Below are 12,069 nucleotides of genomic sequence, written 5' to 3'. Positions count from 1 at the left end.
TCATGACGTGTATCCCAGCCAGACCAAGCCAAGGACTGGGGTATAGGCCATCTCAGGAATGGCATCGTGATATACAGGATCTTTAGCTACATGGCTACCTGATAGCGATCCAGGTCTTCTTTGGATCGCACAGGTATCATCTGATTAGTTCCTCTGGTCGCGGGCTTGTCGAGTGAGCTGTCATGTTGAGGTTGAAGCAGGCATGCTGGGGGATGACCCCGACTCCTTGAACCAGCCTATCAGGAAACCCAGAAACGTAACGAAATAGGTTAGAGCCAAGACGATATTAATCAGTATCTTATAGTAAACACTCTCAATTTCCTCTGCCGGAGTTGGCGTGAATCCATCATCCAAAAAAAAATAACTACATTTCCATCTGGATTTTTTTTCGTGCTCACAACCAAGCCAGAAATAGAATTTTTATCTGGTATTTCACCACCATAAACATACGTTGATATACTATTTACCATGAAGTCATAGCTAATTGCAGGGCTGATTGTTTTTTTACTTCTTGCTTTTCTTTAGATGGGAATTGGTCAAGCATAGTATGGCCATAAAAATTTTCATAAATCCTTCTCCCCATAGCCTCAGGATTATCGACCAAATTTTTAGATAGGTATTCGAGAACATTCGCAGGCGAAGTATTAAATATATTTTTATTCGCGCCAGTCATACTCATGGCGACAGGGCAACTCGACTGTTTACTGTTTTTTATGTTCACAATATATTCATAAGCCTCAGGATAAAGCTCTGATAAAACACCCCCAGAATCCAATCCTGTACTGTAGTCCATATCAATAATATGCTGAAAGGCATCCTTGAAATCGCCGACATTCACCGAATGCTTATCACGAAGGCAAACTATATCATCAGCCTCATTGGTAATAGCCAAGATACCGCTTACGTGAATAAAGTCTTTTGGCGACAAATCGTATAATTTAGCAAAATGATCCCCATCAATTACTTTTTCCCTTTCATATTCTGCGAATCCAGCATGAACTTGGTACGCAGACGAGTGGTATAGACTGTGAAGCGAAATAAAATGAGCGACAAAGAACCCCAATGCCAGGGCACAGTTTAATTGGCGAGAGCCCAAAAGTAGGGATTTAGTACCATCTACATACTCTTTGTTATCCAGTCGTTCTGGGGAGAAAAACAACTCATGGGGGGAGCGCAAGCAATGGAGTCTGTAATGTTCCCCTGGCAGCAACTTCTTTGCGGGATCACTGACCATACATCCATTGATGACTTTTCTTTCACCAAATGCACTATTGGCAGGCAAGAGCGAGCACTTTCCATCAAGCACGAACAAGCGATGCAGCTTTTGGACCAGCCATAAATAACAGCTCAATATACCTATAATGAGGGTGAGCAATATCAACAGAATGTGAACGCTGCTCGACAAAGAAAAAATGAAAGTAAATATTGAAAATATCGGCATAATGAAGTGCAGTGCTTCAAGATAGACAACATCAAATTCTCTGGGCACCCACTGTCTGGACAGATGCTCTGACTTACTGACTTCAGGGATAAGGAGAGTATCATCGACACTGATGGCGTAAAGCGCATCTTTATAGATAATGCCTCGAATACCAATAGTATTGGATGCTTCCTTGCAGGAAAGAGCTGACGGCCAATAAATGGATTCCACCCTCACGCCACCAACACAGGTATCTTGCCACCTTTGTCGCCACCCAGGCGCCAGTTGACGGATGTTATAAACCCCTTCATGTTGATAAATGGCGCCGTCGGTAAATCGTCGCTTATATACTTTTCTCAGCAAAGCCAGCTCCGCCTCAGACAACATATCGGCAGTCATGCCCTGCACCTTCAATCGAGCAATTGCCTCATCCCTTTCTCTCTGACGCAAAGAGTTATCTGACCACCAGCAAAGCAATGCCATGATATTGAAGATGACCATTAAGATGGGTATAAAATAGTTCAATGATGGCTTTCCTTGATGCGATAACTGGAGAAAGAGAGAATAGCAGTCTGATGCGGACGGACTGAGATATCACGATTCGAACATATTTAATACAGAAAGAAATCCGAGAGTATCAAAAATATTGAATTTCCTAGCGCATAGCAAATGTTCTTCGAAGTGCTGCATACCATCTATCCGGGTGGGGGCTGGCCAATATCAACATATAAACCGCTCTCATCAATTAAACAGAGGGCGGGTGTTACAACTACCACAGTGATACCGCCAATATTCGCATGCTGCTGAGTTGAGAAGCATATCATGGTCAGGGTGGGTAGCAGACACCACGCGGCACCCGCTGGTCTATCGCCTTAAGGCGACAACGCCTGCGCAGTGATGACCTCCCCCAGCAACTCGCGCACGTCACCCACAGTGAAGATGTTCCGGCCCTTGGCGTATTGTTCGGCCAGCAACTTGTTGCAACGGGTCAGCCGCTCGCTCGGCTTGGCCCACTGCTCGGGGGGCAATGGCTCACTCCAGGCTGCCAGCTCGGGATGGGCTGCAAAATAACGCTCGGCGAAACGCTGCTGCAAGCGGCTCTGGATATTGATGCGCAATATGCCAAAGCGGGTACCGTTAAGTTCCCACCAGAGCCTGCGCAAGGGGGAGAAGGCGCTGCGGGGTATCTTCCGCTCCCGACAGAACTGCTCAATCATGCCGTCAAAGGTGACCGGAGCCGGCTCGTCGATGGCCTCGGGCCCCTCATCCATATAACGGCGGGTCATCTCCCACTCGCCGGCCCCCACCTCCTTGCTGAGGGTGCCGACGTTCATGCCGGACCAGAAGTGGCCGGGTCGCTCGTCCGAGTTAATGCCGAAAAACAGGCTCGCCATGGTCATGACCCCACTGACCGAGACAGCTGAGCCCTCACCCACCATGGCGCACATCTCTTCCCAAGGGAAAATCCGGACTTCGGTACGCTTGGTGCGCTTGTCCCAGCGCGACAGCATCACCTCGCGGCGCTGTCGGTGAAAACGAAACGGCAACACCCGGCGTAGCTGCTGCTGATGCTCCCACAACATTTTTACCGTGATAAGTAAAGCAAGACCGGGCCCCATTCCTAGTAACACAACGGCACCCAGCAGATTCATCCAGCTAAACTCCATGACCCATTGCCCCGGCCCCACCCAGACCTCCTGATAGAGCCCGGCCCAGACACCGGCCCAACCCTGTCCATCGCTCATGCCATCTCTCGGGGGTCCCCAAAAGAATGCAGCAAAAACAACCAATCCCATGACCCAAAACATATACAGGATTTGTGTTTGAAAGAGAGAGCCACCCGCCCCCCCCAGCTCGATATAGTGGGGATACTTTTTGGTCAGCCAGTCGGCGCGACGCACCGGCGGCACATTGGTCATCACCGGCAGAGGGCTGAATACGGTACGGGCGCCAAGGCGCTCCTGGCGGTGCTGGCCGGCAAAAAATGGCAATGTAGAGCGTTTCATCCGTGCTCTATATCGATGCTGCCAGGTGGGTGGCAGTCACATCCAGCCCAACGATGGTATCCATTAGGGTGGCAACGCCTGAGCGACCTGCGGGGTTATCTCCTCCCCCAGCAACTCGCGCACGTCACCCACGGTGAAGATGTTGCGGCCCTGGGCATATTGTTCCGCCAGCAGCTGGTTGCAACGGATCAGCTGCTCGCTCGGTTTGGCCCACTGCTCGGGTGGCAATGGCTCACTCCAGGCTGCCAGCTCGGGATGGGCGGCGAAGTAACGCTCGGCGAAGCGTTGCTGCAAGCGGCTCTGGATATTGATGCGCAGTATGCCAAAGCGGGTACCGTTCAGTTCCCACCAGAGGCGGTGCAGGGGGGAGAAGGCGCTGCGGGGTATCTTTCGTTCCCGGCAGAACTCCTCAATCATGCCGTCAAAGGTGACCGGGGCCGGTTCGTCGATGGCCTCGGGGCCCTCTTCCATATAGCGGCGGATCATCTCCCACTCGCCAGCCCCCACCTCCTTGCTGAGGGTGCCGACGTTCATGCCAGACCAGAAGTGGCCGGGCCGCTCGTCCGAGTTGATACCGAAGAACAGGCTCGCCATGGTCATGACACCGCTGACCGACACCGCTGAGCCCTCCCCCACCATGGCGCACATCTCTTCCCATGGGAAAATCCGGACTTCGGTACGCTTGGTGCGCTTGTCCCAGCGCGACAGCATCACCTCACGGCGCTGGCGGTGAAAGCGGAATGGTAATACTCGACGAAGTTGCTGTTGGTGCTCTCTCAGTATCTTGACTGTCAAAAACAAAGCTAAACCAGGCATCGTTCCAAGTAATAAAATGGTGCCAAGCAGATTCTCCCAGCTAAACTCCATCACCCATTGGTTCGCCCCGACCCAGACCTCCTCATACAATCCAGTCCAGACGCCAGCCCAGCCTTGCCCGTTGCTCATCCCATTTCCAGGAGGCCCCCAAAACATTCCAGCAAAGATGAGTAGGCCAAGCACCCAGACCGAATAGAGTATTTGAGTTTGAAAGAGGGAGCCTCCCGCCCCTCCCAGCTCGATATAGTGGGGGTGCTTTTTGGTCAGCCAGTCGGCACGGCGCACAGGTGGCACATTGGTCATCACCGGCAGGGGGCTGAATACGGTACGGGCGCCGAGGCGTTCCTGTCTGTGCTGGCCGGCAAAAAACGGCAATATTGAGTTTTTCATACTTCCTCGTTATCAGTTCAGCAGGGGTTGCAACTGGGCCACTATCTTGCCACGGGCCAGGGGGAAGTTGTCATCCTCGTCGAGTGCCTCCACTTGGCTCCAGCCCGGCTCGTCTCCGGCCAGCGTGGCCTCTTCCAGCCCCTGAAGCCGCTGCAGATTAAGGGAAAAGCGCAGCCCCCCCTGTTCCTCAAACAATTTGTTTCCCTCCGCTGTAGTGACCGAGATCGCCAGATGCAGCCACGCCATGCGGCGTCTGCTGACATCATCCTGGGGCCAGTCGAAATCGAGGCGGGTGTACAACCCCTCCTGAGCCACAGGTGCGGTCTGGCAAAAGTGGTCAGTGAAATCGACCAGCTTGCCCTCGCTTTGCACCAAGACGGCGAGTTTAACCTGTTCGGGGGCTGTCATGGGCAGCAGGATACGCAGCTGGGTCAACACCCGTTGCTGTACCGGCACATCGACGATGGTACCCACCATCAATCGCTGCTGCTTCTTGGTCTCGGAGTTGTACTTAATCCTCAGGCGCGGGGTCTGCATCACCTCCTGCCACTTGCGCAGTTGCATATCGTACTCCCACTCTTGGTTGGCATGCAGAAATGGCAGCATGCCGCGCTTGCCCCAGCGGGACTCGCTGGCCCAGCGCATCAGCGGGGTCGAGGTGAGGAAGTTATAGGCCAGCTCGCCGCCGAAGATCAGGGCGCTGGCCAACCACATATAAGGGTTCAAGCGCACCGCGAAGCGCAGCGTGACGGCGGCGGCCCTCTGCCAGCTGATCTCCCCGGCGATAGCGGCCATGCTGAGCCGGGTCCCAGCCAACATTATTTTTCCGCTGGCATAGGCTTGCAGGCCATCACCACTCAAGGTGATGGCCGAGGCGACCATGGGCTCCCACTCCCCCCTGCGCCAATGACGGCCTATCTGAGAGGCTTGCTTATAACCATCAAACAAAGCTGACCCTGTACCCAAAACAGCGACCAGAGTGGTCCCTAGCGTCACCACCCGGCCGGCCGCCTTCAGGCTGCTCTCTGCCCCCTCGTTAAGCCAGCGACAATAGGCGGCGGTGCGCACCACTTCGATACTGAGGGCCAATGCAGCTCCCACCAACCCCAGAGCTGCAGACCATACATCAAAGTTCTGCGTCATAGTGTTCTCGCTCTTATGTGCCAGATCCCCCGATGTTTTGGCAAAGTTAAACCAGTTGGCTACCAGCACCACCAAACCCAGGCTGCCACTGAGGGTTGCCCCGCCCAAGGCGGGTCTGGCTGCATTGCCAAACAGCACCTGATTACGCAAGGCTGCGCGACTCAAACGCAAGTGCTCTTCTATCTCGGTCAGGGTCGCGCCGCTGGCTTTGATCACGATATGGGATACGGGGTGTGGCTCGCCGGGGCGGGCCACCGGCTGGCTGTATGCAAACACCCGCTCGCGCAGAGCCGCACTTTCGCGCTGCACCGCTGCCCACTCGGCATTGGCGCTAGCACGAGTCTTGCTATCGGTGGGCGTGCCCTTGCTCGCCTTGTTGTATTTGCGGGTGGCAGACTCAGCGCGATTGCGCAACGTCTCCAGCGTACCCAAGGTTTTTTGCTGCCACTTGACATAATCGGCGTCACTCTGAACGCCGACATCCAGGGTAACGGCCGCGTTCTTCGCCTGACCCAGCAGCATGGCGACGGTGCCGGGTCTGGCATGGCGCAGCAGGCTATCTGCCTGCCCCTGGGCCGCATGTATCCGCTCGGCCATCTTTTGCAGCTCAGGGATCGCCAGACGACCGAGTTCCGACGCCAGCCTGCTCATGGAGCCTTGCAACTCTACAGGGACGCTGTCTATGAGCTTGAGATGCACCCCTGCCATCTGCGCCTGAAACTCCTTGAGGCCAGCCAGGCCATCTATCAGCGCACTGGTGCTGTCTTTGACCCCCAGCGCGTTGTTGATGTCACCCTCGAGCCCGTCATAGTCTTCAACGGTGGCGATATTGTCGGCGTTGGAGACCCAGAAATGGGTGTTCTGCTCACCCAGGGTGGCGAAAAATGCACTGACTTTCTGCCTGTGTTCCGGATCGTCTCCCAGCCCGAGCAACCAGTGATACTCCAGATCCAGCCGACGTTTGAACTGCTCCTGCACCTCTTTGTCATAGACGGGAATGGCCGTGTAGGCCGCTGGCAGCATGGCAACCCTGTCGGTTTCGAGCTGGAAACAGGTTTCCCGCCAATGGGTCATCTTGGCCTGAGCTGGCCCGTACCAGGCGCGCATGGCATCCTCGTCGATACGCTCCAGGATCCCTCGAGCTACCCGCATGCCCATCCAGCTTTCGCCGTAGAGCAGGTCTTCCTTCTGCTCACCGGCGCGGTCAAACATCGCCTTTAACTCTTGGCTGGAGACGCCTGCTTCCTTTGCCATCACGTCGTTCTTGGCCAGCTCGGAACGATAGGCTTCGAACGTCTTTTTATCGCCAAACGGCGAGGCACTGGGGCGATTCATCTTCTCCAATGCGGCTTCATAGTCCTGCTTGGCCTTCCAGTAGTCGCGATAGCGATTCTCCAACGCGTTGGGATGGGCCTTGCTGTACTCGGCCAACTTTTGATTGTCCGCCGACTGCATCAACAAGAGGTCATCGCTCATCTCAATGAGCTGGAGCAACTGAGCGGCGGCAAAGTAATCAGCCCGGTTATAGCCTTCGGCCATCCATTGTTCTTCTTGCTCCAGCATCGACTGATAGGCGCTGGCCAACTCGGTCATCAGACCGATCGGATCCTCCAGCAGCAGGATGGCAGCTTCCCCCTGATAAGCAGGCAGTATTTTGCTGGTCAATACGCTAGCACTTCGCGTTTTTGGCGTTTGGGTCAACCAACACCATTGATCGGTTTTGGCATGAGTGCTTTGCTGCGGGTGTACTTCTGCCAGATAGTTCTCAAGCTGCTCAGGCGGCAGCAGATGTCGAGATCCATTTTGACAATCGAAGCTACCCAGCTGGCAGCTCTGCATCATCTTTTGACGCAATTTGGGGGACCGCAGCAACTGGCCTTGCAGCTTGGGCGAGATCTTGGTGCGACTGTAAAGCACCTGCACAGAGCCGGAACGGCTGACCACTATGGTGGAATCCGATTCCTGATAAACAAACTCCTCCTTGTCCGAGGCGGATGTAAGACCTTTTTGCTCCAGCTTGGCGACGACCCCGTTCTCCGCCAGTTGATAGGCATGGATGATATCGGGACGCTTGCTGTGGATAAGGTAAAGATAACTTGTCTCATCAATCAATCGGATCCCGACGGGGCGGTACTTGATGCTGGTCTGATGGCTGCTGGCTATAGCCGGATGGACCGTTTTCTGTTCAACCAGCGCATAGCGAACTGGCAATAGTTGAATCTTGTTTCTCTTCAATGGGCAAGCCTTGGCGCCCCCTTGAGCATTGGCACTGCTGGCAGCAGCAGCATCATGATTCGCACTCATATCCCAATTCCTATTCTGTGTTGTACCTCTGCGAGTTCGGCGGCTTGCTCAATTCTCTGTGAGGGGGTGAGTGAAGAAATGCGCATGATCAATGCCGTGATGGCGGGATAAGCGTCACTCTCCTTCCAGGCCGTGCCGAGATAGCCCAGTACATTGAAGAAAAACAGCAGATCTCTTGTGCTTTCGAACCCCCTGCCATAGCCCCACTCAGCCCACTCGGCGATCCACGGAGGGGCATCTGTTTGCTCAGCCAAACGTTCGGGAAACCATTTATCCATGTGGCGCCAGATAGCATCCAGAGTGCTCAACCAGGTGACTTCCCCCAGACGAGTCCACTGCGCATCCGAGAGTCTGAACCGTTTGCCAACCGGCTCGCCCAGCTCAGGTGACACTGTCTTGTGCCACCACGCTGGCTGGTTGGCTTGCCGCACCGGGATCCAGACCTGCTCAACGTCTTGCCAGAGCCAGGGCTCGTCATCCATAAACAAACGCCACATGGTTTCAGGCATGGCAAGTTTGAGCAGGATCCGGCTGCCGTAAGGGCTTTCGACTTCGATTAGCGCTCTCAGTCGCTCAGCCAGAGGCAACAAGCCAAGCTGGGACGATAGCAGGTAACCCCATGATGGTTCACGGTTTTGCATAAACCAATCGAGCAGATTAGGCGTTGCACACACCAGACAGGGGCTCACCTCTCGCAGGCTGTCCCAGGGAGCATAAAGATAAATAGGCTGATAAACGGGAGCATCATCCTGTTCGAACAAAACCCTTTCCAGCTCGGGAATACGGGCACCATCGAGCAGCAAATAGAGCCGCTCAGCGTTGGCCAGCTCAATATCGGGTGCCATCTCGATTGGGATAGTTCCCATCAATCGCCCCCTTCCTGCCTGGCCAACTGCTCACAAATTTCACACACTGGCTCGGCAGATTTTAGCGTCGCAATCTGACGCACAGGCTCCATCGGCGGCGGCGGTGCTACCACTTCAACCTCACCGGGCTGGATCGGCATCTGGCCTCCCCAGCCGGAGCCGGAACCCGGGCTGCCGCCCGAGTTCATCTTGATGGAGCCGCCGCTGAGGGTGACGCCGCTTGGGTCGATCTTGACGAAGCTGCCGCCCACTTTCAGGGTCAGCTCGGCGCCTGCCTCCATCACTATCTTCATGCCAGCCTTGTGATGCACCTCGCTGCCAGCATCGACCAGCAGGGACCGACCCAGTTTCTGGTGCATGGAGGCATCGACGGTCAGCGAATAGTCCGCCTTGACCTGGTCGCGCTTCTCACCCTCCACCGTCAGGTGGTCATTTGCCTTGATGCGAGTCACCCGTTCGTTGTCGATGTCGGTGTGCTGGTCGTGCTTGATATGCCAGGCTGCGTCGTTTTCGATGAGCACGTTCAGGTCTTTCTGACCGTGGATATAAATCTCTTCCTGCCCCGCCTGGTCTTCAAAACGCAGCTCGTTGAAGCCCTCACCCTGATGGGTTTCGGTGCGCAGCACGGTGCGGGTCTTGTTGGCGGGCAACTCGTAAGGCGGCCGGTTGGTGGCGTGGAAGGTGCGGCCGGTCACGATAGGCTGGTCCGGGTCCCCTTCCAAAAATGAGACGATAACTTCGTGGCCGATGCGCGGAATCGCCATCATGCCGTACTGGCCACCCGCCCAGCCCTGGCTCACCCGCACCCAGCAGGAGCTCTGGTCGTTGGAGCTACCATATCTGTCCCACGGGAATTGCAGTTTCACCCGGCCGTGTTCGTCGCAGTAAATCTCCTCCCCTTCGGGGCCTACCACGATGGCAATCTGCGGGCCGTCCACCATGGGCTTGTGGGGGGCTTGCGGGCTGCCGATACGGGCACGCCAGGTGGTGCTCGCTTTGACCACCCCAAACTCGTTGTGGTAGACGGTCGGGCCGCTGCCCCCCTCCTCTTCCAGCGCCTGGGGCTGCAAGCCGGTGTGGCTGATACGCACGATTTGCCAGTCGGCATTCAGGCTGCCGTTCGGGTGCTCGGTCAGCGAGAAAAACTGGCCTGGCAGCAGGGCTGCACTGTTGGATTTGCCGCTGCCCGCCACGGCGTCATTGCGCAGCGCATCGAGCCTGTGCTGGGCAAACGCCTTGCCGCTGCCGTCCTGCTTGTAACGGCCCGGGTAGTCAAAGTGCTGGTAGCTATCGCGCTGGTGCTCCAGCTCGCTGCCCTGTTTCTTGTGGGAGAGCCCGTAGGCCGGGGTCTTGAAGCTGTAGTCTTTCAGCTCCACATCGCTCGGGCGCACCGCCTCGCGGTAGTGGAACTGACGCACATAGGGGCCCTGCTCCAGCGAGCGGTTGCCGAGATTGAAAAAGAGTTCGGGGCCGGCGGTCAGCGCCGCCGCATCGTCGGCAAACACGATGCGGTGCTTGCCTGCGTCGAATTCATGGAAATAGAAGAGCCCCTCTTCGGCGGCGAGCCGATTGACGAACGCAAGGTCGGTTTCCCGGTACTGCACGCAGTATTCCCGCTGGGCGTGCTCATTCTTGAGGGCAAAGGCGTAGTCGGTGATGCCGTGCTCCTGCAGCAGGATGGAGAGGATTTCGTCGGGCTTTTGCGCCTGGAAGATGCGGGAATTGTGACGAAGCGAAAGCCGCCACAACGCCGGCTGTACCCGCAGCTGGTAGCGGGTGCGGCGAAAACCGCTGTCCCCTTGCGCAAAGTCACTGACCACACCACACACCCGCCGCTGCAACTCGCCGTTGTACCACACCATGAGCTCGCACGGCTGGTCCAGCACATCGGCAAAGTCGACATCCGGCTGGGGGCTGGCCAATTCCAATCGCAACAGGAACGGGCTGTTCAGCGCCTCTTCCAGTGCAAACTCGGCCACCACGAAAGTGCTCTCGGGCAGCGCCCCTACCTTGACGGTAAATTGTAATCCTGTGCTGTCTGCCATAACGCTGTTCCTTATCCTGCCTGTCCGCTGCCCGAGCCAATCACAACCCCACCGCAACCGATGGCGGTACCGGTCACGGCGATGGGCTTGTCATGGGGCGCCAGCTGATCGCCCTGACGGGCCACTGGCTTGCCATCGAGAAAGACGTCCGGGCTCGCGGCAATCACTGGGGATGAGTGAAAACCATCGTGGTCGGTGCCTGTGTCACCGAGCAATAAAATAGCGGAACACATCTCGACTGGCCTCTGTTGTGCTTTGCAATAAGGCCGAGATCCTGGGCCATATGGCAAAACACAAAAGCTCCGACCACATCCAGATGAACAGGCCGGAGAAAATTTGCACGGGTCTGGCAACCGCTGACACTGCGAGTGCCAGAACCCTGGGTGTGCAACAAGGAATAACGTCAATAAGAGAGCGGAGCTTACGCTTCGCTGGGTGCGCGCCAGTCGTCAGAGCCGGAGGTACCGGCAACTGTGTGTTCCCAGTCAATCTTGCGATAGGCCAGAGAGACCTGGATCAGCTGGGTGAAGTCAGACTTCGCCGGGTCCTGGCAGTGGGGCATCTGGCAGTCGATATCGACGATGGTGGCATCGGTCAGCACGGTAGAGAAGAAGTGCTCCTGCTTGCCCTCAACGGAGGTGCGATACCACTTCAGGGTCACTTTCGGCAGCATTTCACCGGAGGCCAGGGCGTTGTACATCAGCGGTACGGCCTTGTTCAGGGCAACGGTGAATTTGAACGGCTTGTGGACACGCTGACCAGCCGGTTGACCGGATTGCGGGTCAGTCGGTACGGTAACAACGTGTTGGAACTCTTGTACCAGCATCTCGTCTTCGTGGCCCTGCACGAAGATGTTGCCGACGGAATCGGAGGTGAAGGCACTCGCGGTGATGTTGCCCTGGGTTTTACCTTCGATGCTGATATAACATGGAGTTGGCATGTGTATGCTCCTGATTGGTTGAACGGTAATGACACTCGACCGAAACCATTAGCAGCGACCATGCCACTCTTTTTATTTCATATTTTTCAATGCATTAACAACATAGCTTTGCACCAGCCAGCTCACATGACGCAATAAG

8 protein-coding genes are annotated in these 12,069 nt (G+C 55.9%); all 8 read right to left on the bottom strand.

The features are described 5' to 3' along the window. Window positions 1-463 precede the first annotated feature (463 nt). The 8 genes from OKC28_RS07100 to hcp1 all read right to left on the bottom strand — a co-directional run bounded on the left by OKC28_RS07100 (window position 464) and on the right by hcp1 (window position 11,930). Window positions 464-1,945, bottom strand: a complete 1,482-nt coding sequence (locus tag OKC28_RS07100; protein ID WP_270688410.1) for a hypothetical protein — start codon at window positions 1,943-1,945, stop codon at window positions 464-466. Window positions 1,946-2,292: 347 nt separating this feature from the next. Continuing rightward, complete coding sequence (locus tag OKC28_RS07095; protein ID WP_270688408.1) at window positions 2,293-3,426, bottom strand: hypothetical protein; 1,134 nt, start codon at window positions 3,424-3,426, stop codon at window positions 2,293-2,295. 63 nt (window positions 3,427-3,489) lie between these two features. Next, complete coding sequence (locus OKC28_RS07090; protein ID WP_270688406.1) at window positions 3,490-4,221, bottom strand: hypothetical protein; 732 nt, start codon at window positions 4,219-4,221, stop codon at window positions 3,490-3,492. Window positions 4,222-4,644: 423 nt separating this feature from the next. After that, the gene (locus tag OKC28_RS07085) at window positions 4,645-8,079 is read right to left on the bottom strand and encodes a toxin VasX (protein ID WP_270688404.1); all 3,435 of its coding nucleotides are present in this window, start codon (window positions 8,077-8,079) and stop codon (window positions 4,645-4,647) included. After that, on the bottom strand, window positions 8,076-8,945 hold the full coding sequence (locus OKC28_RS07080) for a DUF4123 domain-containing protein (protein ID WP_270688402.1): 870 nt from the start codon (window positions 8,943-8,945) through the stop codon (window positions 8,076-8,078). The genes OKC28_RS07085 and OKC28_RS07080 overlap by 4 nt, the downstream gene beginning before the upstream one ends. Next, window positions 8,945-10,990, bottom strand: a complete 2,046-nt coding sequence (locus tag OKC28_RS07075) for a type VI secretion system Vgr family protein (RefSeq protein WP_270688400.1) — start codon at window positions 10,988-10,990, stop codon at window positions 8,945-8,947. Before OKC28_RS07075 ends, OKC28_RS07080 begins: the two co-directional genes overlap by 1 nt. Window positions 10,991-11,001: 11 nt before the next feature. After that, the gene (locus tag OKC28_RS07070; protein ID WP_270688398.1) at window positions 11,002-11,223 is read right to left on the bottom strand and encodes a hypothetical protein; all 222 of its coding nucleotides are present in this window, start codon (window positions 11,221-11,223) and stop codon (window positions 11,002-11,004) included. A 188-nt stretch (window positions 11,224-11,411) separates the two neighbouring features. Next, complete coding sequence (hcp1, locus tag OKC28_RS07065; protein WP_021140316.1) at window positions 11,412-11,930, bottom strand: type VI secretion system effector Hcp1; 519 nt, start codon at window positions 11,928-11,930, stop codon at window positions 11,412-11,414. Between the last annotated feature and the right edge of the window lie 139 nt (window positions 11,931-12,069).

Origin of the sequence: Aeromonas sp. D3, assembly GCF_027705025.1 — a bacterium.
Classification (GTDB): Bacteria; Pseudomonadota; Gammaproteobacteria; order Enterobacterales; family Aeromonadaceae; genus Aeromonas; species Aeromonas salmonicida.
Note: the sequence above shows the minus strand (reverse complement) of the source record. Positions and strands in the feature narration are given on the sequence as shown.

Coding starts and splice junctions, on each gene's coding strand:
- OKC28_RS07095 (WP_270688408.1), bottom strand. CDS start 3,426: ATGAAACGCTCTACATTGCCATTTTTTGCCGGCCAGCACCGCCAGGAG.
- OKC28_RS07085 (WP_270688404.1), bottom strand. CDS start 8,079: ATGAGTGCGAATCATGATGCTGCTGCTGCCAGCAGTGCCAATGCTCAA.
- OKC28_RS07080 (WP_270688402.1), bottom strand. CDS start 8,945: ATGGGAACTATCCCAATCGAGATGGCACCCGATATTGAGCTGGCCAAC.
- OKC28_RS07075 (WP_270688400.1), bottom strand. CDS start 10,990: ATGGCAGACAGCACAGGATTACAATTTACCGTCAAGGTAGGGGCGCTG.
- OKC28_RS07070 (WP_270688398.1), bottom strand. CDS start 11,223: ATGTGTTCCGCTATTTTATTGCTCGGTGACACAGGCACCGACCACGAT.
- hcp1 (WP_021140316.1), bottom strand. CDS start 11,930: ATGCCAACTCCATGTTATATCAGCATCGAAGGTAAAACCCAGGGCAAC.